Source organism: Thermosynechococcus sp. JY1331 (genome assembly GCF_031583475.1).
GTDB lineage: Bacteria > Cyanobacteriota > Cyanobacteriia > Thermosynechococcales > Thermosynechococcaceae > Thermosynechococcus.
Window position 1 is genome coordinate 2474921 of sequence record NZ_CP134180.1, and the last position, 26896, is coordinate 2501816.

The window sequence follows — 26896 nt, forward strand, 5'->3', positions numbered from 1 at the left end:
GTTAAATAAGACTTAACAATCTAGCTTTGGTGTTCATGTCAATCCTAGATGTCCACTCAAATAGTCCTGTAACTGTTGGGCATGGTCGTGGGCGAGATCGGCTAAGGGGAGGTCACTGAGGGGAAAGGCTTGTACTGCACGCACTTCCTTGACATCCAAAACCTGCGGCTCACCGACAACGCGGGCAGCGATCGCGATACACACGGCATGAACACGGGGATCTCGCTTTGGGTCAGAGTAAACCCCCACTAAGCCTTCAAAGCTCTTGAGGCGCAATCCTGTTTCTTCCGCGAGTTCGCGAGCGCCGGTATCGAGAATCGTTTCTCCCCAATCCATCATGCCCCCCGGCAGCGACCATTGACCCGTATCGCGGCGTTGGATCAAAATCAGGCGATCGCCCGCTGTCAAGGCAATCACCGACACCGCCACAAAGGGATGCCGCCAAAATCGCTTTAGGAAAAAACGGACAACTCGCCAAAACCAATTCACGCTTGTAGCTGCTCCAGATCCGCCAGCACTTGCGCCACATGGGCATCGGGCTTCACCCGCCGATAAATAGCCGCAATTTTGCCCGTGGGATCGATGAGAAATGTATCCCGATAAACACCGAGATATTCCTTGCCCATGAACTTTTTCGGGCCATAGCTACCGTAGGCTTGGGCAACGCTGGTGTCCACATCGGCCAGCAGGCGAAAGGGCAAGTTAAGCTTTTGCTGAAATTTGGCGTGGGAGGCGACACTATCGGAGCTAATGCCTAGGATAACGACGTTGCGATCGCCCAAGGTGGCACTGACATCGCGGTAAGCACAGGCTTCTTTGGTGCAGCCGGGGGTATTGTCACGGGGATAAAAGTAGAGAATCACCCACTGACCTTGAAAGTCAGCCAAACGCACCCGCTCACCCGTAGCATCCGCCAGTTCAAAGGAAGGGGCGATCGCCCCAACGGTCAGGGACATTTCTGAGCAATTTCCAATGGTTGGCCATATCTATCTTCCCCCAGTTTGGCTCCTGCTGTGGTGGCCAAGGGGTGTAGCCTTTAGCCCTCAGAGATAAAGAGGCGAATGAACAGGTACAGCATGAGCTGGCGATAACGATAGAGCAGGAAGGCGATCGCCGGTGTCAGAACCACAAAAAAGCCGTAGAGGCCAACCACCGTTGCTAAATCGGTGTGCAGAAAATCGCGAGCCAAGCGAACAAAATCGTGATCAATGCCCCCTTTGCCCATCAGGTACATCTCTCGAAACACAGGATTAAACTGCAACTGCCAAGCAAAGCGCATATTAAAAAACACAATGAAAAACCCCACCATACCGTAGAGGGGACGTTCAATGGGATAGCGGCAGCCCCAACCACTGAGGGCACGGTAGAGAAAAATGACGGCAAAAATGAGTTCAAAGCCATGCCCCATCGCTACAAAGAGCATTTCATGGACTGGACTAAAGGCCACAAGGGTATAAAGCAGCGTAAAGACCCCAAGGCAAATAAGGGTCAGCCGATTGTGACGGTAGAAATAGGCCAAGGCCAGCAATACCGTATAAATAAGCAGGATGATGCCGCCCGCGCGATCGCCATGGAGAGTGACGCCACCACCGTAGCGAAAATCAAAGGCGGGAACCGCTGGATAGCCAAAGAGCCACGCCATTACTGCATGACCCATTTCGTGGACAAGGGTAATCAGCGGACTGAGCAAAAACGTCACCTGCTCTGACGTAAGAAGAAGGAGTGATAGACCCAACCCCGCCGCGATCACTTGCCAATCTTTAGTGCTGAGGGGTTGGACAGGAATGCCAAACTCTTCCTTGCGAGGAGGAGAAGGGAGGGAGAGAGTCTGACGTAGATGCTCCCCCTTGGCAAGGCGTTGTAACTCATGGCGACTGGTGAGATCAAGCACCGCTTCCCAGAGTTCATGGCTGTCTTGGCAAACCGTGATCAGGATGCTGCTGTGGGCATAGCTTGGCCAGTGGATCAGTTCGCGAGCGAGTAGTGTGAGCACAATTGCAGCCGGGACACTCGTTGGACACTGCAGGCGCAACAAGAGACATTCGCGCCGCTGGCTCGCTGTGACCCCTATCCCCTTGGGGGCAAGTGCCGCTTCTAGGAGGGCTTGAATGGCCTCGAGATCTCCTGTGGCAGCCGCTGGGCGCAGGGAGGAGCGGGTCATGATCTACTCCGATTCCAGTCGGCGTAACCATTCGCGATCGATGGCTTCCGATTGGGCGAGTTCCTGCTCCACTAAATCTTGATCGGAGCGATAGATGACATCCTGTTCACGGATTTGCCGCTGCTGGGCATAGGCTTGAGCTGCCCGTACTTTGGCACGCAACTGCGGTGTGGGATTGGCCAGAATATTGGCGTAGTGGTAGCGGCGGGCATTGCGATCGCGAATGCGTTGATTTTGCCACAGTAACCAGTAGTACCGCCCCAAGGGAATACCCAAAAAGCCAATACCATAGCCCAGCAAAATCCAAAAGATGGAGGCCACAAAGGCCACCAGCCCCCCCAGTTCTTGGGCGATTGCCCCATCTCCCAAGAGGTACCACAGCATCAGCGCCCCGATCAGATTGACACAGCCCAAGCCAATGGCCACCATAATTTGCCAAGCGGGTGCCCGACTAAAGCGCCAGAGCTGTTCTTCCAAGATGGGGGGAAGCGTCTGCCGTTGACCTTTGCGAGTTTGAGCCGTCGTTTGTAACTCAGGAAAGCGATAGATAATCTGCCCTGTCTCTGTGACTTCGGGGCGACCGTTAAAGTGGGTGAGCACCGGCAGCATATACCACTCATCATCCCCCGGATCTGTTTCTAAATCGAGATAGGGGGCAATTTGCTCTGCCGTGACTGCCCCGCCATTGTTGCGGATCACTTGGCCAATGAGTTGCCAGCGGCGTTCTTCGAGGTCGGCATTGGGATTGCCATCGCCAAAGAGGAAAGAATAGACCCCCTCAAAGAAGTTCATTTCCTCGTCATTGTCCTGTGACCGGGGGCGCGATCGCTGGGGAGAAGGATCGCTAAAGAAATACCAAAAGTCGGGAAAGACCCAAACATTGATGCCACCGCCCCCCCAAGAGCCCCCTTGGCCGCGATCCTCACCATCTCGCCCTTGACTAGAAAGGGCAATCAAAATGATGGCGATCGCCAGAAAAATCAGAACTATCGAAACAATGAGAAAAATGCCAAAGGAAATGCGAATCAGATAGAAAACAACACCCCAAACCCGCTGCGCCACCGCCCGCAGTCGCAGTTGCCAGTATTTTGCTTGCAGGATACTGCGAAAATTTCTTGGGAAGACGTAGGCAATATCGCCACTTTCGGCCACTTGTAGCGTGCCGCCAACATCGGCAGCCAAGGCCATTAGTCCTTTTTCAGCCGTTTGCAGTGGTAATCCCACCGTACCCGCCACATCCCCTGCGGTCACTCGGTACCCCAGTGTTTCTACAGCTTGCATTAGGCGGCGATCGACCGTCATGTTTGCCTCCCTTTTCGGCAAAAGGCCTCCTGTTCCACCCTAACGTTTTCCTACGGGTCTTGGCGAGGCAAAAAAAGAACCCACCCCAAGGGCAGGTTCACAGCACGGATCAGTCTGAGACAGAGGGGCGATTAGCCCACCGCTTCAAAATACACTTTGGATTTGACAGGGTCAGGGTTCATCGTTTTGTCGCCGGGTTGCCAGCCCGCAGGGCAGACTTCGTCGGGGTGAGCTTGGACGTATTGAATCGCTTGTAGCACCCGCAGGGTCTCATCAACGTTGCGGCCAAAGGCCAAGTTATTGATCGTTGCGTGTTGGATGATCCCTTCTTTGTCAATGATGAAGAGACCGCGCAGTGCCACCCCTTCTTCGGTCAGCACGTTGTAGGCGGTGCTGATTTCTTTTTTCAGGTCAGACACGAGGGGATATTTGAGATCGCCCACACCACCAGCTTTGCGATCGGTTTGCGTCCACGCCAAGTGGGAGAACTGGCTATCCACAGACACGCCAAGGATTTCGGTGTTCAGTTTGGCGAATTCATCGTAGCGATCGCTAAAAGCGACAATTTCTGTGGGGCAAACAAACGTGAAGTCCAAGGGATAGAAGAACAAAACAACGTATTTACCGCGATAGTCCGAGAGCTTGACGGTTTTGAACTCTTGATCATAAACAGCAACCGCTTCAAAATCCGGGGCGGGCTGACCAACACGCAGACAGTCAGACATAGAAAACCTCGTACTCCTAACTACGACAGGTTGAATAGAGCTGTTCACATTTTTTAACAGCTATGCCTACTATATCATACTCATAACGGTTTTGATTATGAAATAGCCGATCGCTGCTACCGTTGCTCAAGGAAGCGGGAGAGCCGTGACAGAGGAAAACAGAGGGCAAAGTAGAACATCGCACCCAAGACATAGATAAAAAGACATAGATAAAGAGCTTCCGCTGCGGATCGGTCATGGGATTGGCAAAGGTGCTCGTCATAATTTTGCAGTTCGGGCACGCCAATCACCACCAAGAGGGCGCAGTCCTGCATCAGCGTAATGAAGTTATTGGTAAAGGGAGGCAGGATAATCAAAATGGCTTGGGGCAGGATAATCCGCCATAGGGTTTGCCGACCCGAGAGGCCAAGGCTGAGGCTGGCTTCCGTTTGTCCCTTGGGAACCCCCTTTAGGCCACTGCGAAAGACCTTACTCAAATAGGCACCATAGTTAAAGCCCAAGCCAAGAATGCCGTAGAAAATGTAGTTAAAAAGCGGCGACACCAAGCGGTTGCTTTGCAGCACGCTCATGACATCAAAGGCAATTTGCCGAGGATCAAAACCCCATTGACTCAAGAGCCCACCAATGCCAAAGCCCCACACCAGCAGTTGCACCAAGGTTGGGGTACCGCGCACAAATTCAATGTAAACCGTACTCAGCTAGCGCAATGGCGGGACAGGATACAACCTCGCCTAGGTGGCGATCGCCCCCAAGATGACCGCCAAGAGCAAACTAAAGACTGAGATCAAATAGGCACACCAAAAAGATGCCATTGAGCCATTTTCCCCAAGGAGGAATAAACGGTGCCACCTGCTGCATGCTTAGAAAACCGCGATTTTTCTCAGGATGATGGTACCACCCCATTTACTGGTGAACCATTGACCCCACCACCCTCAGAAAAGTAGGCCAAAAATTCCTGATTGCCCGCAGGCCCTAAAATCGGCGAGGGAGTCACACCGTGGCACTGCCACCCCAACGCTTCGGCGGCGGCAATCACCTGATCCACGGCTTCTTGACGCGCCTTGGCATCGCGCACCACACCATGTTTGCCGAGGCGATCGCGCCCCACCTCAAACTGTGGCTTAATTAGCGCAATCAAGTCTCGCGGCGGCAGCAGTAATTCCCATAGGGCGGGTAAAACTTTAGTCAGGGAAATAAAAGAGACATCCACCACGCCGAGATCGGGGCGGGGCGCATCGTCAGTGTAGAGATCAGTGGGGGTTAAATAGCGCAGGTTGGTGCGTTCCCTGAGGATAACGCGCGGGTCTTGGCGCAGTTTCCAATCCACTTGGCCATAGCCGACATCAATGCCATAGACCCGTTTGGCGCCCGCTTGCAACAGACAATCCGTAAAGCCGCCCGTGGAAATACCGCCATCTAAACACACGCGATCGCGCACCACCACAGGAAAGACCCCTAGGGCATGGGCAAGTTTTTCACCCCCCCGCGAAACATAGGCGGCTTTTGCCTTCACTTGAATCGTGGCATCCACTGCCACCAGCGTGCCCGGCTTATCAATGGGGACATGGTTTACCTGCACTTCCCCAGCGCGAATCCAGCGTTGTGCCTGTTGGCGGCTCTCACACAGGTGCCGCTCCACCAGAAGACTATCCAAGCGTTGCTTTCGGGGACTCATTGATCTTTTGGTGCTTTCTGCAGGGGGGCAAAGGCAAAGAGCTGGTTGACATCAAGGATTAACCCGCGCAACTGGGGTTGGGCAAAGAGGGTGGTTTCACTCTGCCACAGGGGCAAAAAGGCCACGGCCTCGGCATTGAGTTCCTGAAGCTGACGCAATAGTACCCCACGGCGTTGGGGATTGGCCTCACGGCGACTGGCAACAATGAGATCATTGGCCTCAGGGCTATAGAAAAACGACCCCCACGCCGCACTGGCACCACTTTCACAGCCTGTTTCCACAGAACCATGCTCGCAACTCAGGAAAGGTTCAAGGTAGTTATCGGCATCGTAAAAATCACCATACCAATCGAGCAAGACCAAGGGGTAAGCCCCACTATCTAAATTGCGGTAGATCGTAGCCGAGTCAGCGCTGTCCAATTGCACCTGTACGCGATCGCCCAAATCCCGCTCTAGTGAAGCTTTAAGAACCGTTGCCGCCAGCACATTACTGGGAACATTGGCACGGTACCAGAGATTGACGACGAGGGGTTGCTGCGCTGAAATAGAGGTCTTGGCTAGCCAGTGAGCTATTTGAGCGGCGTCTCCATCTCCATAGCGATCGCGAAAAATCGGCTCACTCTCAGGAAATAAACTCGGCACCAGCGAGTACAGGGGTTCTGCTTCCCCCAAAAAGACCCGTTCCGCGAGGCGTTGACGATTGACACTGGCCGCCAAAACCTGCCGCACTGCCAATTGATCCCAAGGGGGTTGGCGCAAATTAATGCTTAGGACAGTGACAGCGTTACCTGCCCCGGTAATGACCTGCCAGTGCTTTGTTGCCGTTTGAGTCTTGAGGGCGCGAATTTGATTGGGATCGAGCGCACCGATCGCCACATCCACTGCCCCCGTGCGAAAGGCATTGTAGAGATTAGCGCTACTGGAAAAGATTTGCAGGCGAATCCCCGTATTTTGGGGCTTGGTTCCCCAATAGTCGGCAAAGGGTTCAAGGCGTACCCCATCGGTACCGTAGGCCGCTAAACGGTAAGGGCCTGTGCCCACAAATTGCGTCGGCAAAAAGCGATCGCCCGCTGCACCATAGGCTGTCGGCGAAACGGCACACAAGCCACTAAAGGCCAGCAAATGGGGAAAAGCCACAAAGGGTTCCTTGAGGCGAATTTCCAGTAAGTCCTCAGCGATCGCCTGAATTTCTTTAACGCGCCCGGCCAAGAGGGAGGCGGGTTGGCCACCACTATTCATAAATCGCTCAAGGGAAAAGGCCATGGCGGCTGCATTAAACGGTGTGCCATCGTGGAAGCGAACCCCCCGCCGCAGAGGAATGCGGTAAGTCAGGCCATCCTCGCTCACTTCAGGTAGCGCTGTGGCCAGTTGGGGAATGAGGTCTTTGCCTTCGTAGGTATAGAGGCGATCGCCCAAATTCAACAGCAGCAGTCCCGCCAAATTTTCGTAGGCATCAGCGGGGTCTAGGGTGCGCAGGCGAGCCGTGGTACCAATGACAATACTGTCATCCCCTGGGCGAGGCTCATCACCGCCACAGGCAACCAGCAGCAGGCTCAACAACAGTACCAGACATCCCCACAGTAGCCGTCGTGTCACGGATACACCCGCTCGGTACATCATCCACTAGAATAAAGGGCGAGCGATGGGACTCGAACCCACGAATGGTGGAACCACAATCCACTGCCTTAACCACTTGGCTACGCTCGCCATGCTTCCTGAGCTAGTCCTCTAGCATAGCATAGAGAACTCTCTTATGAAAGTGCCTCTCCTTTCCCAAGTCATGGCACGCCCTCTTTGGTGGGGCGGTGGCGCCTTCTTGCTCTTGGGGATCATTGCGGCGGTTCTGACGAATCCCACCCCTGCCGACTATCAACGCCGCGCTGCAGCGGAAATCAATACCTTCCTTTTGACTCAAGTGTGTCCAGAGATCATCAATCGCGATAGCGCGATCGCCATGGTGGCTTTGGAAGTCTGCGATCAACTGGAATCCCGCCCAGCAGAAGACATTGAACGCTACATCGCCTACAACACCCAATCCTATAACCTTGGCGTTGCCACCCTCTTTGTGACAGAGTTGCCCATTGACACCGTCTGGAGCCTCGGCCTCTTTGGTCAAATCATTCCCCTCAGACTGTAAGCTTCCTCTCTCCCTGATTTCAGCAGCAGGTGCAAAATGCAAATACCCATTTCCCCAGACCTCTGCTTGGCAGCAGGGTTGCTTTTAGAACCAGTGGCGTTCGCCAGCTAGTGAGCCTTCGGCAGGGGGCGGGAAAGACTATGCCAAAATATATCAACAACCGCAGAAACCAGTAAAACGTAATTACCATGATTGGGAAAACCCTTGGCGGGCGCTACAAATTGATTCGAGTTTTAGGGGCTGGGAACTTTGGCCAAACGTTTCTCGCTGAGGATATTCACCGTCCCATTCGTGCCAAGTGTGTGGTTAAGTACCTGCGCCCCGCCCGTACGGATGCGGCCTTTCTCCCTTTGGCGCGATCGCTCTTTCAGCGGGAGGCACAAATTCTAGAGCGGCTGGGCAGTCACGAGCAAATCCCCCGCCTCCTTGCCTACTTTGAGGAAGACAAAGAATTTTACCTTGTCCAAGACTTCATTGAGGGTCAAGTCCTACGGCACGAATTGTTGCCGGGCTGTGCGTGGTCAGAGGCACGGGTGATGGCGTTGCTCCAAGATGCCCTGCGGGTTTTGGCCTTTGTGCATCAATGTGGTGTTATCCACCGCGATATTAAACCCGATAATCTGATTCGTCGCCAATCGGATCACCGCTTAGTGCTCATTGATTTTGGGGCAGTGAAGGAGATGGGGGTCTCCATTGGTGGCGGTACCTTGGTGGGAGAGACCAATCCACAGACAATTGCCATTGGCACACCAGGGTATATGGCCCCAGAGCAAGCCCAAGGGCGTCCGCGTCCGGCCAGCGATCTCTATGCCTTGGGGATGGTGGCGGTACAGGCATTGACGGGGTTGAGTCCTCTGCAACTCACCCAAGACCCCTACGGTTGTTGGTGTTGGCAAGCTGCTGAACCAGTGAGCGATCGCCTAGTGCAGTTTGTCAATAAACTAATTCACCCTTCTCCCTACGAGCGCTTTACCACGGCTACCGATGCCCTTGCCAGCCTGCAACAGGTGGAGGTGCCCAAATCCTTTTGGTTTCGCCTTGGCAAATTTCTCAAAACTCCTGTTCAAGACCTCTGGCGATCGCCCGAAGGGCGCGCTGCGCGATCGCCAAAGGCAGGTGGGGGTGCTTCTACAGTGCCGCCCCATCCACTAGCCGCTGTTGCCACGCTGCCGCCGCAAGCCACCGAACCGAAACCAGTGTCCTCTCCAGCGGCAGCCACCGCCGCCCTTTCCAACCAAGGTCGCCATGTTTTTATCAGTCACTCCAGTGACGGCACCGATTTGCAGTTGGCCAGTGCCCTCCAAGAGGTGTTGCAAAAAGCGGGTCACCAACCCTTTATGGCCAGCCAAAGTATCCGCCTTGGGGAGGCATGGGCACAGCGGATTGATCAGGAGCTAAAGCGGTGTGATTTCTTTGTTCTGTTGCTCTCACAAACGGCGGCACAAAGTGAAATGGTGCTTGAGGAAGTCCGCACGGTCAAACAGTTGCAAGCCCAACGGGGCGATCGCCGTCCCTTTATCTTGCCTGTGCGGGTCAATTTTCCCCTTGATATGCCTTTGAACTATGAGTTGCGGGGCTACCTGCATCGCCTACAACAGCGCTTCTGGCGATCGCCAGCGGACACCGACACCCTGCTGCAAGAGATTCTCGACTTGGTGAATGCGACCACTGCCCCTGTAGCCACCAGTAGCGATGCCGTCCAAGAAACCATTGCTGAATCTGCGCAAATTGGCACATTGGTGGGTGATGGTGCGCCTGTTCCCGTGGCTGAGCCAGAACTCCCAGAAGGGCAGGTGGAAGTGGCCTCGGCATTTTATATTGAGCGCCCCCCCATCGAGCAACGCTGTCGTGAAACCCTCTTGCAACCCGGCTCCCTCATTCGCATCAAAGCCCCCCGTCAAATGGGCAAAACCTCACTCATGGCACGGCTGCTGTACCGCGCGACCCAAGAGGGCTATGGCACTGTTCCCCTCAGTTTCCAACTGGCAGATGCCCAAGTCTTCAGTGATTTAGAAAAACTCCTGCGCTGGCTCTGTGCCAGTGTCGGGCGGCGATTAGGGCTAGAAAACCGCCTCAATGAGTATTGGGATGACATTTTTGGCAGTAAATACAACTGCACTACCTATTTTGAGGAGTATCTCTTACCCAATTGCCAAAAACCGGGGACGCAATTTGAGAGTCGCCCGCTTGTCCTCGGTCTAGACGAAGTGGATCGGGTGTTTGAATATCCGGAAGTGGCCAGTGACTTCTTTGGCCTGTTGCGGGCATGGCATGAAGAGGGCAAAAACCGCGATATTTGGCGCAATCTCCGTCTGATTGTGGTTCATGGTACGGAGGTCTATATTCCCCTAGACATTAATCAGTCCCCCTTTAACGTTGGCTTAGCCATTGATCTGCCGGAATTCAACCAAGAACAAATTGCTGAGTTGTGTCGCCTCCACGGCTTGAGTCTGTCACAGGAGCAGCTTCAAGACCTGCAGCACTTGGTGGGAGGTCATCCCTATCTGATTCGTCTGAGCCTCTATCACCTCGCCCGCCAAGATCTGACATGGCAGGAGCTAATGACCAATGCGGCCTCAGAAACGGGGTTATATCGGGATCACCTGCGGCGACAGTGGTGGCATCTCCAGCAGCAGGCAGACCTAGTGCCTGCTTTTAGGAACATTTTGCAAGTGGAGAGTGGCAGTGTCGTGGACAGCACTGTTGGCTTTAAGCTCCACAGTTTGGGACTGATTACCCTAGAGGGAAATTTAGCTAAGGTGCGCTGTGATCTTTACCGCCGCTATTTTGGCGATCGCCTGCACTAGTTGACTGAACCATTGGCAGGACAGGTAGCGGTTGTGTGAGCAACAACTCCCTTGCTAAGCTAAAGGAAGAGGGGTTCGGTTATCCGCCAATGACTCTCACCAGTCTCGGATCTGTATCCCGCTGCCCAGTTATCCTTCGCGGGTTATGCCGTCTATGACGTTAATGTACGTTGCGCCTCAATGGCAAACCCTAGCATTTCCCTCAACGCTTTTTCTCCAACCCATCCTAGACATTCTACTCAGTGATCTTCCCCCCCAATACAAAGATGAAATTAGGCTAGGCCTGCAAGAAGCCCTTGTCAATGCAGCTCGCCACGGCAATCAGCTCAATCCCGAAAAGCTGGTTTTTGTGCGTTATACCTTCTTCCCCGATCAATGCTGGTGGGTGATTACCGATCAAGGAGACGGCTTTTGTCCCCCTTGTCATGTTTCTGAGACTGCCGATGAGCTGTTACCCCCCGCTGACTGTGAATGTGGTCGGGGGTTGTTTTTGATCTACGCCATCTTTGATGAGGTCTATTGGAACCCCAAAGGAACCGAATTAAGTCTGTGTAAGTACCTCACCTGAACGGATCACAACCCCTTGAGCTAAAGGGGAATGACATCAACCCAGTGGCAATACTGCGGCTCGCGGCCCTCCACGATCGCCTGTAATTGCTGTTGAAGTTGCAGCGTCAGGGGGCGATCGCTGGGCAGCGTGTAGGTCTCAATGCGACTGACGGGCACAATTCGCGCAGCCGTACCCGTTAAAAAGACCTCATCGGCAATCAAAAGTTCCGTACGATCCACAGGCCGCTCAATCACCTTGACACCAGCCGCCTGTGCTAGCTCAATGACACTGCGGCGGGTAATGCCCTCAAGAATGTCTTGATCCACGCTCGGCGTAATCAATTGCCCATCCCGCACCAAGAAGAGATTCATTCCCGACGCTTCGCAGACTTTCCCTTGGTCATTGAGGAGAATCGCCTCATCAAAGCCGGAGGAAACAGCCTCTGTTTTTGCCAGTGCCGAGACAATATAGGAAGTGGTCAACTTGCCCCGTAGGGGAAACGAGCGATCGCACTGCCGCTGCCATGAACTAATGCGACAGGTAACGCCTGCAGCTGACAGGTAATCGCCAAGGGGCATGCCGTAAATAAGAAAATCCTTCTCAATGTCATGGAGCCGTGGCGCAATGCCTAGCCCAGAGGTATAGACCAAAGGCCGAATATAAAAGGGCACAGTGGGTTGATTTTTCTGCACCCATTCAATAATTTTTGATTGAATCTCGTTGGCAGGCAATTCATAGCCCAAATAGTGGGCACTGCGACTTAGGCGACGACAGTGATCCTCCAGACGAAAGAGGAGAATTTCCTTGGAATTGGCCGGATTGGGGAGACCGCGCAAGCCTCCTAGGGCGGCTGTTCCGTAGTGGAGGGCATGGGTGGCCACAGAAATTTTGGCCTCTTCAAAGGGAACAAACTGACCGTTGAGATAGGCGTAGGGGAGAAAGTCACTCATGGGTCAATGGGAAGCGTTGACAAAAGACAAATGCAGCCAAAGATCAGCTGCAGTCTCAATAGTCTAACATTTTGGCTTAACGCTCAAAAAACTAGGGCAACGGCTCCTCTGAGGTGACCTCTTCAATGTTAGACACCTGTAGGACTAAACGAAAAGGGCGATTCATCCGCTGTTGGATAAACTCTTCCATGAGTGCCACCTGTTTTGGGGTGACCGGCTCGCGGGCACGCACATTCACCCGAATCACGGGTGGGTTACTGACCCAATTCGTTTCCATACCTAACAGATCGAGGCGTTGAAATGTCAGCGTTCCTCGAGTCAGTGCCTCTCGTACTTGCTGTTGCAACCGTGCTTGTTCAATGAGCCGACTGAAGCTAATGGCGAGGGGAATCACCAACAGAGCGGTGAGGGCAGCGGCAATGGTGAGGGGACGGCGCCCTTGATGCAAAGGGATATAGCCAACAATGACAAAAACTACCATGCAGGCCAGCGTAATTCCTAGCAGGTTTGTGAAATATAGCAGCGTTGCCCCCACACTCAGACTCGTATTCAACTGCGCTATCCCAAGGCCAACGGTGCAAACGGGCGGCATGAGCGCAACGGCGATCGCTGTCCCCGCCAAGGTGTTTGAAACACGGGGTTCCGCCACCGCATAGGCACTCACGGCACCTGCGGCCACCGCAATGCCCAAGTCCAGCAGATTGGGTTGGGAGCGGGCCATGATCTCACTGCCATAGACCTCAAGACCCACCATGACACCAATTGTCCAAGACATGCCAATGGCCATGAGGGTGCCGACAATCAAGGCAATCGCTGCCTCACGAAACATCTTGAAGTCGCCAATGAGAGCGGCTAAGGCCAATCCGCGAATCGGCAGCATCAGTGGTGCAATCACCATCGCCCCAATAATCACAGCGGCACTGTTGGCGAGCAAACCAAATGTGGCGATCGCGCAGGAAGTAACAATCAAGACCACATAGGGAACATTCAAATGGGATTCAGCATACAGTATCCGAATCAATTGATTGAGGCTTTCTGGCGTACGGCGGTGATAGCGGAAGGCTTGAACCTGATGCAACCAATGGGCAAGGAGTTCTTTCATGGACAACCTTGTACAGTCACTTATACGCAAGGGGTTAGATCAATGCTACAGAAACTGCCATTGATTAAACGTTGCTGCTTGGCCAACTGGATTGCCCGCTTCATCCAAAACAGTCCAAATCCAAGCATTTTCAATGCGAAACCGCCGCCCAGAACGAGAAATACGAACACCACTGTAGTTGTTGGCATAGCCTTGGCGGGCTGCTTGGGCAAGGAGGGTTGCTCGTTCAGTTTGAGCCATGGGTTCTGCCGTCAGCCGCGAAGGAAGCTGCACCAATTCCGGCCAAGAGAGTTCCCACAGGGTGAGAGCGGCTTGGTTGCCATAGTTGAGGATGGGATCGGCCTCACACCCATGGGAGAGAACGGGCTGTGACCAGTGAAACAACTGCTGTGCTAGGCTCAAGTCATCCCCAGCCGGAGCAGCTAGGAGCGATCGCCCCGTCCAGTGCTGAAAACTGGCGCAAATACGTCGTGCTTGCTGGACTGCTGGTGGCTGCAACCAAGGCTCCATCACTTAGGCCGTGGTCAATACACGACTGGCAGCGGCTACCCCAGCGCCGGGGCTAAAGTTGCTATACCCCAATTCGCCAAGCACAGCTTCAAGCGCACTGATGGCTGCCAAAATATCGCGATCGCTGACAAAACCCAAGTGACCCACTCGGAAAATTTGCCCCTTGAGGTGATCTTGACCACCCGCTAGGGCAATGTCAAAGCGTTTTTTCATTAGGCTGCGAATCTTTTCGGCCTCCACTCCTTGGGGTGCCACCGCCGTAATCGCAGGACTAGCGCAGTGATCCGCCGCATAAAGGGGTAAGTTGAGTGCCTTCATGGCCGCACGGGTGGCCTGCATCAAGCGCTGGTGGCGGGCAAAGATATTCTCTAAGCCCTCCGCTTGCATCATCTCCAGTGCGGTCTTCAGGGCAAAGAAGAGATTCACCGGTGGCGTAAAGGGGGTTGTGTTCTTGGCAGCGTCCTTGCGGTATTTCCCCAAGTCAAGATAGAACTTCGGCAACGTGGCTGTCTTGTAGGCTTCCCAAGCCTTGGCACTGACGCTGACAAACGCCAAGCCCGGCGGGATCATATACCCCTTCTGGGAACCGGAACCGACAACATCTAACCCCCACTCGTCAATGGGCACACTCACAGCGCCCAGACTGGTCACGGCATCCACAATGATCAGGGCTTGGCCGTGGGCTTTGACGTGGCGGTTGATTGCCTCTAAGTCGTTGATCACGCCCGTTGAGGTCTCACTGTGGGTAATGATCACCGCTTTGATGGTTTTGGCCGTGTCTGCCTCGAGGGCGGTTTTGAAGTCATCGGGGTTGAGGGGTTGTCCCCAAGGTGCCGTAATGCGCTCCGTTTTCAGGCCATAGGCATCGCACACCTCTGCCCAGCGATCGCCAAACTTACCATTACAGCCTACGAGCACGCGATCGCCCGCGCTGAGAAAGTTAATGATCCCGGCCTCCATTGCCCCTGTGCCACTGGCCGCCAAAATCAGCACATCATTCGTGGTTTGATGCAGCCATTTCAACCCTGACGTCACCGCCGCCATGATCTCGCTAAAGTCACCGCTGCGATGGCCAATGGGATGTTTGCTGAGGGACAGAAGAACCGACTCCGGTACCGGCGTCGGACCCGGAATCATTAACATCGATTTATCTTGCATCGTGAGTTGCGAACCAATCCTTAAAATGAAACGACTAAGCCCAGTGAGCGGCCATGTGCTCTGCCAAGTCCAGAACCCGCTGGCTATAGCCCCACTCGTTATCGTACCAAGCCACCACTTTCACTAGATTGCCCCCCATCACCATCGTGAGGGACGCATCCAAAATCGAGGAGGCGTTGTGACCCCGATAGTCCGAAGACACCAGCTCCAATTCACTGTAGTGGATAATCCCCTTCATTGTGGTTTCCGAGGCTTCCTTGATCACTTGGTTCACCTGCTCAGCAATGGTGGGTTTTTCCACTTGAGCAACAAAATCAACCACAGAGACATTGGGAGTGGGTACCCGCAGGGCAATCCCGTTCAGCTTACCTTGCAACTCGGGAATCACCAATCCGACTGCCTTAGCAGCCCCCGTAGAGGTGGGCACAATGTTCATCGCTGCTGCCCGTGCCCGCCGCAGATCGCGGTGACTGGCATCGAGTAAGCGTTGATCCCCCGTGTAGCTGTGGGTCGTCGTCATCATCCCCTGCTGAATGCCAAAGGTTTCATGGAGCACTTTGACAATGGGGGCTAAGCAGTTGGTGGTGCAACTGGCATTGCTGACGATATCTTCACTGGGATTGTAGGTGTGGTGATTCACCCCGACCACATACGTGGGGATATTGCCTTTGCCGGGGGCGGTAATCAGAACTTTTTTTGCTCCTGCACTTAAGTGTTTACTCGCGCCCTCGCGGCTAGTAAAGACCCCCGTGGCCTCAATAACGAGATCAATTCCCCACGAACTCCAAGGCAGATTTTCGGGGTTGCGATCAGAGACACATTTGACCGCATGGCCACCAGCATAGATGCAGTCGTCGTCAGCACTGATTTCGGCATCTTGGAAAATGCCTAGCATCGAGTCATACTTCAGCAAATGGGCATTGGTGCGGGGATCGGAGGTATCGTTGATGCCTACAATCTCTAGCTTGCTATTGGCTTTCCGCTGTAACCAGCAACGCATGAAGTTCCGACCGATGCGCCCAAAACCATTGATAGCGACTCTAACCACCTGATCCCTTCCTCTGTTTACTAACTCATTGCCAGAAATGATCTAGGAAACATTCTAAGGGGGAATGGTCATTTTATTGCGTTTTTTTTAACGATGCACAAGACGAGTCTCCGCAAGGGGTGCTGACAATGCCGCCTCGAGGGGGGCACGGCCAAATCGCTCCTCCAGTAGATCCATGACCGTGCGGCCAAAGTCATTGGGATTGAGTCGCCAAGCCGCTAGGCACACTTCGCCAAAGACGGATCCCATGGGTTCTGGGTTCCAGAGGAGTTTCTTGGCCGTCCAAGGCATCAGGCTCATAGGGTTGTAGCCGGGGCGCAAAATGCCGTGTTCAAGGGCATATGCCTCAAGATGGGTGTGGGGTTGCAGACCAATAAAGAAAATGGCTGGCTCCACCTTGTCAGCGCCAAAGATGCCTTCTAGTTCACGGTGGTAGGCAATGGTCTGGGCGATGGTTTCGGGTCGCTCATCAATGACATTGAAGGAGTAGTTCACAGAGACGAGGGCGTTGAAGCCGGCGGCTTTCAAATCGCGGCAGTTTTGCAGCACGGTGCGCAGGTTATAGCCCATGCGCATTTTTCGCACCAATTCTTGGGAGCCACTGGTAATGCCGATTTCAAAGTAATTCATCCCCGTTTGCACCATCAGGTCACACAGTTCGGGGGTGAGGTTGTCAGCACGAATGTAGGCTGCCCAGTGAATATCATTCATGCCTGCTTTCAGGATTTCCCGCAGCAGGGCGATCGCGTCGGGGATAAATTTGCGGGCGGGGATAAACTGGGCATCGGTAAACCAAAAGTTGCGCACACCGCGATTGTAGAGCTGGCGCATTTCGGCGACGACTTCTTCAGCAGGGTTGATGCGCACCTGTTTGCCTTCAACCACGGTATAGACGCAGTAGCAGCAGTTGTGGGGACAGCCACGCTTGGTTTGCACGCCAATATAAAAGTCACCCCCCTGAAGGTAGTATTCAAATTCGGGCCAGATCGTCTCAATGTAGTCGTAGTTGCAGGCGGTTTTTTCGATGGGGGTTGGCCATTCGTGGATCAGGCGATCGCGGGGCTTTTCCACACCCGCAATGTAGCAACGCTCCCCGGCAATTGGCTGGTTCGTTAGGACTTTGTGCAGCAGCGTTTCCCCTTCACCAACGGAAACAATGGTGCCTTTGGGCAATTGAGACCCCAATTGTTCATAAAAAACACTGACGGCACCGCCACCGACAATGGTCGTGACTTGCGGATGGTGACGCTTGGCATGGTGGAGTCCCAAACGGATTAAATTGAGGTTTCGCCAGAGTTCACCATAGTAGGCACTCATCACCCGCAGACCCCCGATCGCCCCCCGCAGCTTCACCAAGGGATTGCGGGCGTAATAGACCTCAAAGGCATGTTGCAGTGGATTGCCGCCCCGTCCCCCCACAGGGGCATAGATTTGAATATCCCGCCAAGAAAAAACCAGATGCGTGGGTTGAAATTCATCAATGACTTGGGCAAGGGCACGACGAAAATCCAAGGGCGGTACCGTCCCTAGATCAAAAATCCGCTGCTCGATGCTTGGCAGTTGCTTGTGGATGTAGTCAGCCAGATAAACCACGCCAATGGGAAAAATGGGATTGCAGGGGAGACGGACATAAAGGACACGCGGGGACATAGGCTAGCCCAAGATCTATGGAAACGCTAAGTTCTTAATAAATCTCTATCGCTGTTTAGGTTTTAACACATTTGTGCCTTTCCAACAGGGGATCACCGGAACTCAAGGAAAGGATGAACTGTCCATCCTGTAGTTGAGTTTACAACTGGATCGAATTGGCAATGTTAGGCTAACAAGGGTAAAGACACGTCCCTATAAGAAACCATTACTTCCTATGCCGCAAATCTTTGATCCCGTCCCTAGCGATAGTTGCGATCGCATCCTCTGCTGTTATGTCAACGCCACTAGCAGAATTCAGGTGGTGCGCATTACCAATATTCCCAATTGGTATTTTGAGCGAGTCGTTTTTCCAGGACAACGGCTTTTCTTTGAATCACCGCCAGCGGGACAACTGGAGGTTCACAGCGGCACCATGGCTAGTGCCCTTCTTGCCGATACGATTCCCTGTTGTGAGCTGCAAGTGCAAGAAAGGGCAGATCATGTTTTTGTCCATGATGGCAACCTCCAGCCTTGGCTACAGTGGTATGATGAGTCCGCTACAGCAACGGAAAAAGTGATGCTCCATTGAGTCAACTCAATAGTTATCGCCCCTACACCATTGCAGTTTTGGCCAGCAGTTTAGATGGCCGCCTTGCTCGTGCCGATGCTTTGGGTCAGCGGATTGGCTCGGCCTATGACTTTCAGCACCTTGAACAGCAGGTGGCACAGGTGGATGCGGTACTCTTTGGGGCGACAACATTGCGTTTGGGGGGGACAGCGATGCGCCTTCAGTCTCCCCATCTGATTGCTGAGCGGGAGCACCAAGGGCGATCGCCCCAACCGCTGCAAATTGTCTGCTCCGCTAGTGGTGAATTAGACTTCAATCTTCCCTTCTTTCGCCAGCCCGTTTCGCGCGCTTTACTGACCACCGAGAAAGGCGCCAGCTGCTGGCAAGGATCCACTGCCTTTGATCACTGTTGGTCTGCTGGGGTGGCGGAGATTGACTGGCCACAGGCGTTTAGGCACATTCAAGGGGCTGGTGTACAAACCTTGGCCGTGTTGGGAGGAGGACAGCTTTTCGCCTCCCTGTTGCAGATGGCTGCCATTGACGAATTGTGGTTGACCCTCTGCCCCCTCCTCCTAGGGTCGGTAGCGCCTAGCCTCTATCCAGAGGAGATTGCCTTCTCAGGGAGGTTGACGCTCCTGAATGTCTTGCCCGTGGGCAATGAGGTTTATCTGCACTACCGCCTTAATTATGCTTGACTCATTGCGAGTAACCCTCAATCACCACTGAGTCTAATTAGTTCTCAGTCAGCACTAATCTGCATCTCCAAGGGTGAGGCAAGGATGCAATCACAGTAATTGAGCACTGGTGGCCGATGCCAACCCCACGTAACACCAATGCTGCCCGCTGCACCCCCCCGCTGTGCCATGAGGCCATCACTATCGGCATCGCCAATAACCACGGTTTGATCGGGTCGCACCCCAAGGCGATCGCACACCCTCAGGAGTACCTGCGGATCGGGCTTCGTGGGTGGCTCATCTCCCCCCTGCCAGCATTGGAAAAAGGGCTTCAGGTGATAGGTGTCTAAAAAAGCCTCGATTTCCGACCTGCGATCGCCAGAAATAATCGCCAAGGCACAGTTCATTCCATGCAACTGTTGTACCAATTCAATCACCCTCGGCAGGGGAGGGGTTAACGCTGCTTTGGTTGTAAATTTTAGCTCTGCTGCTTCAAAGGCAGCACTCACCAGCTCTAGGGCGGCAATCCATGAAACCCCTTGGCTGGCAACAAGGGCTGCTGCGGCAATCAGATTCTCCTGCCGTGTTCCTACAGCTTGCAATCCCCCTGCATCCAAGTGCTCCCCCCTTACACCAAAGGCTTGGAGCAACAATTGCTTGAGATTGGGGAAATGATCAGCAACTGCCGCAGCGCGGGCGATCGCCAGCTCTTTCAAGTACTCAGCAACATCTGCGAGGGTGCCATCCTTATCAAACACCACCGCTGCCACAGGTTCAAAAGCGTGTCCGCGACAGGAGAGCCGTACCATTCAGAAAACCTCTGGGTAGTAGGATCATAAAGAATAAAAAAGATAGAGGACGTTGCCCCCTTGCTTATCGTTATTGATAACTACGACAGCTTCACCTACAACCTTGTGCAGTACCTAGGAGAGCTAGCGCAGGAGTTCCCAGTTGCTGCGGATCTGCGCGTCTTTCGCAACGACAAGATCACCCTCGATGAGATCGCTGCCCTCGCCCCTGCAGGTATTGTGATTTCTCCTGGTCCGGGTCGCCCTGCCGATGCGGGGATTTCTGAAGCCCTGATCCGCACCTATGCTGGCACACTACCCATCTTGGGGGTTTGCTTGGGACATCAAGCAATTGGTGAAGTTTTTGGCGGCACGGTGACGCTCGCACCAACCCTCATGCACGGCAAAACGTCAGAAATTTACCACAGTGGTGTGGGGGTGTTCCAAAATTTGCCCCAACCCTTTACCGCAACCCGCTACCACAGCCTTGTGATTGATCGTGACAGTTGCCCTGATCTATTGGAAATTACGGCTTGGACAGAGGATGGCCTGATTATGGGAGTGCGCCACCGCCACTATCCGACGCTGGAAGGGGTGCAATTCCATCCGGAGAGCATTCTCACCACCTGCGGCAAAGACCTGCTACGGAACTTTTTGCGACGGCTGTCCAGTCCATCGTTGTGAGCCAGCCACTTTTCGGTACACTGAGCTGGAATAGGAGTGTGGGGAGAGAAAATGGAACGGCGGCAGTTCTTGCGTTGGGCTCAAGTTGGGGCGATCGCCAGCCTGAGTGGACACTGGGCAGCCCATGCCCAAGGGGGCGGTCTCTCTCTGCAATGGTTTGGCCACACCTGCTTTCTCTTCACCGGCAGTGGTCAGCGGGTACTGGTGAATCCCTTCCGTCCCATTGGTTGCACCAAAGGATTGCGGCCACCCCGCGTTGCCGCTGATATTGTCATGATTAGCAGTCGCCTCTTGGACGAGGGTTACATCGAAGGCTTACCCGGTCGGCCTAAACTGCTTTTTCAACCCGGTTCCTATAAAGTCAATGGTTTGAGTATTCAGGGCATCCGCACCAGTCATGATCGCGTCGGTGGCTTTCGCTTTGGCGTCAACGTGGTTTGGCGCTGGCAGCAGGGAGGCATCAATCTTTTGCATATGGGCGGCATTGCCATGCCGATCACGATTGAACAACGCATTCTCATGGGACGGCCTGATGTGATGATTGTGCCAGTGGGAGGAAGTGACAAGGCCTATACGGCTGAGGAGGCCAAGGCAGCCATTGAAGTTTTGCAACCCCGTTTGGTCATTCCTTCCCACTATCGCACGGCAGCGGCTGACCCCAATAATTGTGATCTGACGGGGCTAGAGGACTTTTTGAAAGTTATGGAGGGAACCCCGGTTCGCCGCAGTGGGGGTGCCTCCCTCAGTCTATCGGCAGCCAATCTGCCCCAAAATACCACTATCCAAGTCCTCAGTATTTGATGAGGAAAACGGCTATATTGTGTGTCAATGTTTCCCGTAGAACGAGTTGAGGAAACGCCATGATTCAGGTCGAACACCTGACCAAGGTTTACGGTACAACCGTCGCGCTGCGGGATGTCAGCTTTTCAGCGGCCAGTGGTGAGATTCTCGGTCTCCTTGGCCCCAATGGCGCAGGCAAAACCACCACAATGCGGATTTTGGCGGGGTATCTACCGGCAACGAGTGGCACAGCATCTATTGCAGGCTATGAAGTCCACACGAATCCGATGGCGGTGCGGCAGCGCATTGGCTATCTGCCAGAAAATCCCCCCCTCTATACGGAAATGACGGTGGCGGGCTATTTGCACTTTGTGGCTCGCATCAAGGGCGTCAGTGCGGGCGATCGCCCCCAGCGGGTGGAATATGCCCTCAAAAGCTGCGGCCTCTGGGATCGGCAACGCACCATTATTCGCAAACTCTCGAAGGGTTATCGGCAGCGGGTCGGCATTGCCCAAGCGATCGTTCACGATCCGCCAGCCATTATTCTGGATGAACCCACGGTGGGTCTCGATCCGCGGCAAATTATTGAGGTGCGCAACCTGATTAAAAACTTGGCGGGGCAGCATACAGTGATCCTTTCTACCCATATTTTGGCGGAAGTGAGCATGACCTGCGATCGCGCCGTGATTATCAATAAAGGCGAAGTGGCGGGCATTGGCCAACTGGATGAACTGCTGCAACGCCTCAGCAGTAGCTACACCTATGACCTCGAACTCGTGGGCGATCGCGCCGCTATTGAAGCCCTCCTCCAACAGTTGCCTGCTCTGCAACAGATCACATGGGGCAATAGCACTCCCCAAGGGCGACAGCAACTGCAGGTCAGCAGTCCTTCAGAAATCGGTGCCGATCTCGCCAGTCTCCTTGTCCAAAATGGGGTGCAACTCTTTGAAATGCGCCGCTCCCGTGCCAACCTAGAGGAGGTGTTCTTGAAGCTAACGACCGATGAACCCACCGCAGAACCCAGCGATACCACCGAAGAAGCCCATGCTTAGCGTGTCCCTCCACGGGCTGCGTGTCCTCCTTGCCAACATTCTTGCCATCTATCGCCGCGAACTCCAGAGTTACTTTAGTGCCCCCTTCTACTATGTGATTGCCGGAGTGTTCTGGCTGCTCAGCGGCCTGTTTTTCCTCGTTGTGATGACGACAATTATTAGCCAAGTGGCTCAGCAGGATTTGCTGCAACAACAGTTTGGGGCGCCGAGCCAAGCCATTGACGTTCCCAAGCTCATCCTCGAAAGTTTCCTTGGACTCCTAGGCTCCATTTCCCAAGTCATTTTGCCCATGCTCTCGATGGGACTCTACACCGAAGAGCGCAAACGCGGCACCCTCGAACTTTTGGCCACCTCACCGATTACGAACTGGTGTGTGGCAACGGGTAAACTCTTGGCAGTGCTCACGTTTTATACCACGCTGTTGCTGCCCGTGATTGTCTATCAGTTTGTGGCACTCCAACAGAGTACGCCCCCCCTCTCCCCTTGGCTAATTCTGGCGGGCAATGGCGGATTGATTCTTTTGGCGGCGGCGGTGCTTTCCCTTGGGATGTTTCTCTCATCCTTGACCGATAGCACGATCTTGGCGGCCATTTTGGGGTTTGCGGTGTTGCTGATTCTTTGGGTGCTGGATGTCTTGGCTAAAAATACTGGCGGGAATCTCAGTGATATCCTCACCTACCTCTCACCCCTAGAGCACTTTACCAACCTGACACGGGGAATTTTTCGCAGCAGTAGTCTTGTTGTCTTTGGTAGTTATATTTTCCTCGGCATCTTCCTCACGGCACAGTCCATTGATGCCTTTCGTTACCAGCGCAATTAGGGGGTACCGGTCATGAAACGCTTTGCCCTAGGCTCACCCGAACGATTGACCACGGTATTGCTGTGGGCGGCGCCACTTTTGATCATTGCTGGCTTGAGTGCTGGCATCATCACCAATCGCTGGAATTGGTTACCCTTGAGCCTTTTAGCTTTGGGGGGGATTGCCCTACTGCTGTGGCTGATCCAGCAAAGTCGCGTCTCCACAGGGTTTTGGGGGCGGCGTTCTACCCAAACGAGTACCAATGCCCTCCTGACTGTGATTGCGGTGATTGCTCTATTGGGCATCGTCAATTTTTTGGCCGATCGCTACAGTGTTGAAATCGATCTCACCGAAAACCGTGCCTTTACCCTAGCGGCAGAAACCCGTGATGTTCTGCAAACTTTGGATCAGCCGGTGCGGGTATTGGTGTTTGATGCCAATGCTGCCAGTCGCGATCGCCTGTTGTTGGAACAGTACCGCCGTCAGGCTCATAACCAATTTTCATTTGAGTTCATTGACCCCCAAGAGCAACCCGCCCTTGCTAAAAAGTACAACGTGACTCAAGTGGGGCAAGTGATTGTTGTGGCGGGCGAGAAAACGCAGCGCATTGATGAAGACCTTTCCGAAAGTAACCTCACCCCTGCCCTGATTCGGGTGACGAGCGATCGCACGATCCGTGCCTATTTCACTACGGGGCACAATGAACTTCCCCTCACAGGTGGCTCCGCCAGTCTCAGTGAAGTGGCTAAACTCCTCGAACAGCGAGATGTGGAACTCCTGCCCCTGAATTTGCTGGAGAAGGGCAAAATTCCTGAGGATGCGAATGTCATTGTGGTCGCTGGACCGCGGCAACCCTTTTTGCGTCTGGAGCAAGATCTGCTCAAGGCGTACCTGAATCGGGGTGGTAGCCTTTTGCTAATGCTCGATGTCGATGTCAACGCCGGTCTGGATGATTTACTGAAAAACTGGGGACTCACCCTCGATAATCGCTGGGTGATTGACGGCTCTGGTGTGGGTCAACAGGTGGGACTCGGTCCCGATACGATTATTGTCACCACCTATGGCAATCACCCGATTACTCAACGCTTTGCCCAAGGTCCGAGTGTCTTTCCCCGCGCGCAAGCCATTCGCATTGATCCTGTGAAGGATGATGACATTGTGGAAATTGCCCTCTCGAGCCCGCAAACTTGGGCGGAAACCGACTGGCAGTCGGGCAACCTTGAATTCACTGAAGGTGTCGATACCAAAGGGCCGCTGCCGATTGGTGTAGCGATTACCCGTCAGTTGAGTGATAACCCACCGAAGGAAGCCCGCTTGGTGGTCTTTGGGGATTCGGAATTCGCCACCGATGGCGTGATTGCCTACCAAGGGATTAATAGTGATCTCTTTGTCAATTCCGTGCTCTGGTTGGGCGATCGCGACCAAAAGGCACTCTCGATTCGGCCGCGCGAAACCACCAATCGCCGCCTGCAACTCAATGTCACCACCAGTCGTTGGCTAGAGATTATCAGTGTCTTTCTGTTGCCCCTTGTCGGGTTTGGCTCAGCCGTTTTTGTCTGGTGGCGGCGCCGCTAACTCTTCACTGGCGATCGCGCGTGACCACCCCTGATCCCTGAGAAATCATTAACAAAATATAAAATTCAGACACAACCCTTTACATTTTCCTGAGAGATTGGTTAATATAAGGTTACATTCCGTTGCACGACGCCAGCGGGTGCGCCTGAGGCCTCTCAGGGACTCGATTTGGGAGTGTAAACGGTTTGTAACATTCATTCATCTTGTTCAACAGGACTTATCACTATGACGACTGTTTTACAACGTCGCGAGCAACTGAACCTGTGGGAGCAATTTTGCAGCTGGGTTACCAGCACCAACAACCGCCTCTATGTGGGCTGGTTCGGTGTGTTGATGATCCCCACTCTGCTCGCTGCTACCATCTGCTTCGTGATTGCTTTCATCGCTGCTCCCCCTGTGGACATCGATGGCATTCGTGAGCCTGTCGCTGGCTCCTTGATCTATGGCAACAACATCATCACGGGTGCGGTTGTCCCCTCCAGCAACGCCATTGGCTTGCACTTCTACCCCATCTGGGAAGCTGCTTCCCTTGATGAGTGGCTTTACAACGGTGGCCCTTACCAACTGATCATCTTCCACTTCTTGATCGGTGTCTTCTGCTACATGGGTCGTGAGTGGGAACTCAGCTACCGCCTCGGTATGCGGCCTTGGATCTGCGTGGCCTACTCCGCTCCTGTGGCTGCCGCTACCGCTGTGTTCTTGATCTACCCCATTGGTCAAGGCAGCTTCTCCGATGGTATGCCCCTCGGTATTTCTGGTACCTTCAATTTCATGCTTGTGTTCCAAGCTGAGCACAACATCCTTATGCACCCCTTCCACCAACTGGGTGTGGCTGGTGTCTTTGGTGGTGCTCTGTTCTCCGCGATGCACGGTTCTCTGGTGACCTCCAGCTTGATCCGTGAAACCACCGAAACCGAGTCTCAAAACTACGGTTACAAATTCGGTCAAGAGGAAGAAACCTACAACATTGTGGCTGCCCACGGTTACTTTGGTCGCTTGATCTTCCAATACGCCAGCTTCAACAACAGCCGTGCGCTGCACTTCTTCCTCGCCGCTTGGCCGGTGATCGGTATCTGGTTCACCGCTCTGGGTATCAGCACGATGGCCTTCAACCTCAACGGTTTCAACTTCAACCACTCCGTTGTCGATGCTCAAGGCAACGTGATCAACACCTGGGCTGACATCATCAACCGTGCCAACTTGGGTATGGAAGTGATGCACGAGCGTAATGCTCACAACTTCCCCCTCGACTTGGCCAGCGCTGAGTCTGCTCCTGTGGCCATGATTGCTCCTAGCATCAACGGCTAATTCCTAGAGCAACGCTAACTAGCGTTTAGTTATAAGGAACCGCCTCTTCATCGGGGGCGGTCTTTTTTTATGATGATGGTCAAAGGGTAGAGACTTTGTTAATGAATGGTTGGACATCCCTCTTGGCAGTGGCAGTGCCTCTTGTGGTGCAAGCAGCAACACCAGCTCCAGAGATCATTACGCGGGCGATCGCGATCGCTGCCGAGCAGTTTGGTGAGGAACCAGCGCAAATTAGCGTAGTTCAAGTTCAGCCCAAAGTTTGGTCTGATGGCTGTTTGGGCTTGGGGGGATTGCGGGTGGATTGTGCTGAGCGTTTAACCCCCGGTTGGGAAATTACCCTGACGAATCCCAAGGCGCCTTACCCCCAGCAGTGGGTCTATCGCAGCAATCACAGTGGTTCCCTGATTCTTTGGGATGCCGCTGGCAGTCGGATGATCGGCACCCTGATTCAGCGACCGCAACGCCTGAGTCCAGAGGAGTTGCCGCCCCCCCTTCCTGAGGGCGTGAGTTTTCGCGTGATTCGGCAAAGTGATGCCTCTGGAAATCGTTCACCCTCAACAACAACGACACTGCTTTATAACGATGGTCGGATTGTGCAGCAAACCACCAATGCTCGCGGGGAAACCCTCAGCCGCACCCTACGCACAGTGACACCTGCTCAAGTCAGTCAATTTAATCAATGGTTGAGCGATCGCCGGTTTGAGCGCTTCAATGGCTTTGACTTTGTACCCACACCCCTAGAGCGACCGGTGCCTATTCATCTCGTCTCGACCCCCACCGCAACGGTGCGCTTTGCTGAAGCCAATGAATACCGCCTTGCCTCTGATTTGGTCGCTGTTTTGCGGGCATGGGAGTTATTGGTTGCCAAAGGTCGGCTGCCTGACCAGATTTCATCACAAACCAGTTAAGAAAACA

27 protein-coding genes and 1 tRNA gene are annotated in these 26896 nt (G+C 53.8%); 12 read left to right on the forward strand and 16 right to left on the reverse strand.

Annotation, left to right across the window (positions count from 1 at the left end; all coding sequences use genetic code 11):
- Positions 1 to 33: 33 nt before the first annotated feature.
- The 9 genes from RHJ31_RS12180 to RHJ31_RS12220 form a co-directional block, all read right to left on the reverse strand.
- On the reverse strand, positions 34 to 489 hold the full coding sequence (locus RHJ31_RS12180; RefSeq protein ID WP_206201123.1) for an NUDIX domain-containing protein: 456 nt from the start codon (positions 487 to 489) through the stop codon (positions 34 to 36).
- Positions 486 to 956 (reverse strand): thioredoxin-dependent thiol peroxidase, encoded by a 471-nt coding sequence (gene bcp, locus RHJ31_RS12185; RefSeq protein ID WP_302676770.1) that lies wholly within the window; start codon positions 954 to 956, stop codon positions 486 to 488. Before bcp ends, RHJ31_RS12180 begins: the two co-directional genes overlap by 4 nt.
- Positions 957 to 1036: 80 nt before the next feature.
- Positions 1037 to 2161, reverse strand: coding sequence for a hypothetical protein (locus RHJ31_RS12190; RefSeq protein WP_302676771.1), 1125 nt, complete (start codon positions 2159 to 2161; stop codon positions 1037 to 1039).
- A 3-nt stretch (positions 2162 to 2164) separates the two neighbouring features.
- A complete protein-coding gene (locus RHJ31_RS12195) occupies positions 2165 to 3463 on the reverse strand; it encodes a hypothetical protein (protein ID WP_302676772.1) in 1299 nt (432 codons plus the stop codon).
- A gap of 131 nt (positions 3464 to 3594) precedes the next feature.
- Positions 3595 to 4188, reverse strand: coding sequence for a peroxiredoxin (locus RHJ31_RS12200; protein ID WP_181495697.1), 594 nt, complete (start codon positions 4186 to 4188; stop codon positions 3595 to 3597).
- Positions 4189 to 4304: 116 nt separating this feature from the next.
- Positions 4305 to 4862, reverse strand: coding sequence for an amino acid ABC transporter permease (locus RHJ31_RS12205; protein WP_302676773.1), 558 nt, complete (start codon positions 4860 to 4862; stop codon positions 4305 to 4307).
- A 206-nt stretch (positions 4863 to 5068) separates the two neighbouring features.
- Positions 5069 to 5863, reverse strand: coding sequence for a TlyA family RNA methyltransferase (locus RHJ31_RS12210; RefSeq protein WP_302676774.1), 795 nt, complete (start codon positions 5861 to 5863; stop codon positions 5069 to 5071).
- The gene (locus tag RHJ31_RS12215) at positions 5860 to 7482 is read right to left on the reverse strand and encodes an ABC transporter substrate-binding protein (RefSeq protein ID WP_399375645.1); all 1623 of its coding nucleotides are present in this window, start codon (positions 7480 to 7482) and stop codon (positions 5860 to 5862) included. Before RHJ31_RS12215 ends, RHJ31_RS12210 begins: the two co-directional genes overlap by 4 nt.
- A 14-nt stretch (positions 7483 to 7496) precedes the next feature.
- Positions 7497 to 7569, reverse strand: a tRNA-His gene (locus RHJ31_RS12220).
- Between the two features lie 46 nt (positions 7570 to 7615).
- Here RHJ31_RS12220 and RHJ31_RS12225 point away from each other — a divergent pair.
- From RHJ31_RS12225 to RHJ31_RS12235, 3 genes are all read left to right on the forward strand, one after another.
- Positions 7616 to 7999 (forward strand): DUF4359 domain-containing protein, encoded by a 384-nt coding sequence (locus tag RHJ31_RS12225; RefSeq protein ID WP_302676776.1) that lies wholly within the window; start codon positions 7616 to 7618, stop codon positions 7997 to 7999.
- Between the two features lie 188 nt (positions 8000 to 8187).
- Positions 8188 to 10806, forward strand: coding sequence for an AAA-like domain-containing protein (locus RHJ31_RS12230; RefSeq protein WP_302676777.1), 2619 nt, complete (start codon positions 8188 to 8190; stop codon positions 10804 to 10806).
- Between the two features lie 145 nt (positions 10807 to 10951).
- Positions 10952 to 11374, forward strand: coding sequence for an ATP-binding protein (locus tag RHJ31_RS12235; RefSeq protein WP_315862956.1), 423 nt, complete (start codon positions 10952 to 10954; stop codon positions 11372 to 11374).
- 20 nt (positions 11375 to 11394) lie between these two features.
- On the opposite strand, the gene RHJ31_RS12240 is transcribed toward RHJ31_RS12235, so the two are convergent.
- The 6 genes from RHJ31_RS12240 to RHJ31_RS12265 form a co-directional block, all read right to left on the reverse strand.
- A complete protein-coding gene (locus tag RHJ31_RS12240) occupies positions 11395 to 12306 on the reverse strand; it encodes a branched-chain amino acid transaminase (protein ID WP_302676779.1) in 912 nt (303 codons plus the stop codon).
- A gap of 91 nt (positions 12307 to 12397) precedes the next feature.
- Positions 12398 to 13408 (reverse strand): DUF389 domain-containing protein, encoded by a 1011-nt coding sequence (locus RHJ31_RS12245; RefSeq protein ID WP_302676780.1) that lies wholly within the window; start codon positions 13406 to 13408, stop codon positions 12398 to 12400.
- A 45-nt stretch (positions 13409 to 13453) separates the two neighbouring features.
- Entirely contained in the window at positions 13454 to 13918 is a 465-nt protein-coding gene (locus RHJ31_RS12250; protein ID WP_206201600.1) for an MEKHLA domain-containing protein, read from the reverse strand.
- 3 nt (positions 13919 to 13921) lie between these two features.
- Positions 13922 to 15076, reverse strand: a complete 1155-nt coding sequence (locus RHJ31_RS12255; protein WP_206201110.1) for an alanine--glyoxylate aminotransferase family protein — start codon at positions 15074 to 15076, stop codon at positions 13922 to 13924.
- Between the two features lie 34 nt (positions 15077 to 15110).
- Positions 15111 to 16124 (reverse strand): type I glyceraldehyde-3-phosphate dehydrogenase, encoded by a 1014-nt coding sequence (locus RHJ31_RS12260; RefSeq protein WP_206201109.1) that lies wholly within the window; start codon positions 16122 to 16124, stop codon positions 15111 to 15113.
- An 87-nt stretch (positions 16125 to 16211) separates the two neighbouring features.
- Positions 16212 to 17774, reverse strand: a complete 1563-nt coding sequence (locus RHJ31_RS12265) for a photosystem II high light acclimation radical SAM protein (protein WP_302676781.1) — start codon at positions 17772 to 17774, stop codon at positions 16212 to 16214.
- A gap of 214 nt (positions 17775 to 17988) precedes the next feature.
- On the opposite strand from RHJ31_RS12265, the gene RHJ31_RS12270 reads away from it, so the two are divergent.
- Together RHJ31_RS12270 and RHJ31_RS12275 are read left to right on the forward strand one after the other, a co-directional pair.
- On the forward strand, positions 17989 to 18342 hold the full coding sequence (locus tag RHJ31_RS12270) for a DUF1830 domain-containing protein (RefSeq protein WP_302676782.1): 354 nt from the start codon (positions 17989 to 17991) through the stop codon (positions 18340 to 18342).
- Positions 18339 to 19016: a RibD family protein gene (locus RHJ31_RS12275; protein ID WP_302676783.1), complete on the forward strand. Its 678-nt coding sequence runs from the start codon at positions 18339 to 18341 to the stop codon at positions 19014 to 19016. The genes RHJ31_RS12270 and RHJ31_RS12275 overlap by 4 nt, the downstream gene beginning before the upstream one ends.
- Positions 19017 to 19060: 44 nt before the next feature.
- Here the strand turns inward: RHJ31_RS12275 and RHJ31_RS12280 are convergent, their stop codons facing one another.
- A complete protein-coding gene (locus tag RHJ31_RS12280) occupies positions 19061 to 19804 on the reverse strand; it encodes an HAD family hydrolase (RefSeq protein WP_302676784.1) in 744 nt (247 codons plus the stop codon).
- Between the two features lie 60 nt (positions 19805 to 19864).
- Between RHJ31_RS12280 and RHJ31_RS12285 the strand changes: the two genes are divergently transcribed.
- From RHJ31_RS12285 to RHJ31_RS12315, 7 genes are all read left to right on the forward strand, one after another.
- Complete coding sequence (locus RHJ31_RS12285) at positions 19865 to 20467, forward strand: aminodeoxychorismate/anthranilate synthase component II (protein ID WP_302676785.1); 603 nt, start codon at positions 19865 to 19867, stop codon at positions 20465 to 20467.
- A 51-nt stretch (positions 20468 to 20518) separates the two neighbouring features.
- Positions 20519 to 21268: an MBL fold metallo-hydrolase gene (locus RHJ31_RS12290; protein WP_302676786.1), complete on the forward strand. Its 750-nt coding sequence runs from the start codon at positions 20519 to 20521 to the stop codon at positions 21266 to 21268.
- A gap of 59 nt (positions 21269 to 21327) precedes the next feature.
- Positions 21328 to 22299 carry an ABC transporter ATP-binding protein gene (locus tag RHJ31_RS12295; protein WP_302676787.1) on the forward strand — a complete coding sequence of 324 codons (972 nt, stop codon included), beginning with the start codon at positions 21328 to 21330 and terminating at the stop codon, positions 22297 to 22299.
- Positions 22292 to 23119, forward strand: a complete 828-nt coding sequence (locus RHJ31_RS12300) for an ABC transporter permease (RefSeq protein WP_302676788.1) — start codon at positions 22292 to 22294, stop codon at positions 23117 to 23119. The genes RHJ31_RS12295 and RHJ31_RS12300 overlap by 8 nt, the downstream gene beginning before the upstream one ends.
- A 12-nt stretch (positions 23120 to 23131) precedes the next feature.
- Positions 23132 to 24673: a Gldg family protein gene (locus RHJ31_RS12305; RefSeq protein ID WP_302676789.1), complete on the forward strand. Its 1542-nt coding sequence runs from the start codon at positions 23132 to 23134 to the stop codon at positions 24671 to 24673.
- Positions 24674 to 24898: 225 nt separating this feature from the next.
- A complete protein-coding gene (gene psbA / locus RHJ31_RS12310) occupies positions 24899 to 25981 on the forward strand; it encodes a photosystem II q(b) protein (protein ID WP_181495653.1) in 1083 nt (360 codons plus the stop codon).
- 101 nt (positions 25982 to 26082) lie between these two features.
- A complete protein-coding gene (locus RHJ31_RS12315; protein ID WP_302676790.1) occupies positions 26083 to 26889 on the forward strand; it encodes a hypothetical protein in 807 nt (268 codons plus the stop codon).
- The last annotated feature ends 7 nt before the right edge of the window (positions 26890 to 26896 follow it).

Bases quoted from the DNA above. Each gene is read 5' to 3' on its own strand.
- bcp (WP_302676770.1), bottom strand. From the start codon at position 956: ATGTCCCTGACCGTTGGGGCGATCGCCCCTTCCTTTGAACTGGCGGAT.
- RHJ31_RS12190 (WP_302676771.1), bottom strand. From the start codon at position 2,161: ATGACCCGCTCCTCCCTGCGCCCAGCGGCTGCCACAGGAGATCTCGAG.
- RHJ31_RS12195 (WP_302676772.1), bottom strand. From the start codon at position 3,463: ATGACGGTCGATCGCCGCCTAATGCAAGCTGTAGAAACACTGGGGTAC.
- RHJ31_RS12200 (WP_181495697.1), bottom strand. From the start codon at position 4,188: ATGTCTGACTGTCTGCGTGTTGGTCAGCCCGCCCCGGATTTTGAAGCG.
- RHJ31_RS12210 (WP_302676774.1), bottom strand. From the start codon at position 5,863: ATGAGTCCCCGAAAGCAACGCTTGGATAGTCTTCTGGTGGAGCGGCAC.
- RHJ31_RS12215 (WP_399375645.1), bottom strand. From the start codon at position 7,482: ATGATGTACCGAGCGGGTGTATCCGTGACACGACGGCTACTGTGGGGA.
- RHJ31_RS12225 (WP_302676776.1), top strand. From the start codon at position 7,616: ATGAAAGTGCCTCTCCTTTCCCAAGTCATGGCACGCCCTCTTTGGTGG.
- RHJ31_RS12230 (WP_302676777.1), top strand. From the start codon at position 8,188: ATGATTGGGAAAACCCTTGGCGGGCGCTACAAATTGATTCGAGTTTTA.
- RHJ31_RS12235 (WP_315862956.1), top strand. From the start codon at position 10,952: ATGCCGTCTATGACGTTAATGTACGTTGCGCCTCAATGGCAAACCCTA.
- RHJ31_RS12240 (WP_302676779.1), bottom strand. From the start codon at position 12,306: ATGAGTGACTTTCTCCCCTACGCCTATCTCAACGGTCAGTTTGTTCCC.
- RHJ31_RS12245 (WP_302676780.1), bottom strand. From the start codon at position 13,408: ATGAAAGAACTCCTTGCCCATTGGTTGCATCAGGTTCAAGCCTTCCGC.
- RHJ31_RS12250 (WP_206201600.1), bottom strand. From the start codon at position 13,918: ATGGAGCCTTGGTTGCAGCCACCAGCAGTCCAGCAAGCACGACGTATT.
- RHJ31_RS12255 (WP_206201110.1), bottom strand. From the start codon at position 15,076: ATGCAAGATAAATCGATGTTAATGATTCCGGGTCCGACGCCGGTACCG.
- RHJ31_RS12265 (WP_302676781.1), bottom strand. From the start codon at position 17,774: ATGTCCCCGCGTGTCCTTTATGTCCGTCTCCCCTGCAATCCCATTTTT.
- RHJ31_RS12270 (WP_302676782.1), top strand. From the start codon at position 17,989: ATGCCGCAAATCTTTGATCCCGTCCCTAGCGATAGTTGCGATCGCATC.
- RHJ31_RS12280 (WP_302676784.1), bottom strand. From the start codon at position 19,804: ATGGTACGGCTCTCCTGTCGCGGACACGCTTTTGAACCTGTGGCAGCG.
- RHJ31_RS12290 (WP_302676786.1), top strand. From the start codon at position 20,519: ATGGAACGGCGGCAGTTCTTGCGTTGGGCTCAAGTTGGGGCGATCGCC.
- RHJ31_RS12295 (WP_302676787.1), top strand. From the start codon at position 21,328: ATGATTCAGGTCGAACACCTGACCAAGGTTTACGGTACAACCGTCGCG.
- RHJ31_RS12300 (WP_302676788.1), top strand. From the start codon at position 22,292: ATGCTTAGCGTGTCCCTCCACGGGCTGCGTGTCCTCCTTGCCAACATT.
- RHJ31_RS12305 (WP_302676789.1), top strand. From the start codon at position 23,132: ATGAAACGCTTTGCCCTAGGCTCACCCGAACGATTGACCACGGTATTG.
- psbA (WP_181495653.1), top strand. From the start codon at position 24,899: ATGACGACTGTTTTACAACGTCGCGAGCAACTGAACCTGTGGGAGCAA.
- RHJ31_RS12315 (WP_302676790.1), top strand. From the start codon at position 26,083: ATGAATGGTTGGACATCCCTCTTGGCAGTGGCAGTGCCTCTTGTGGTG.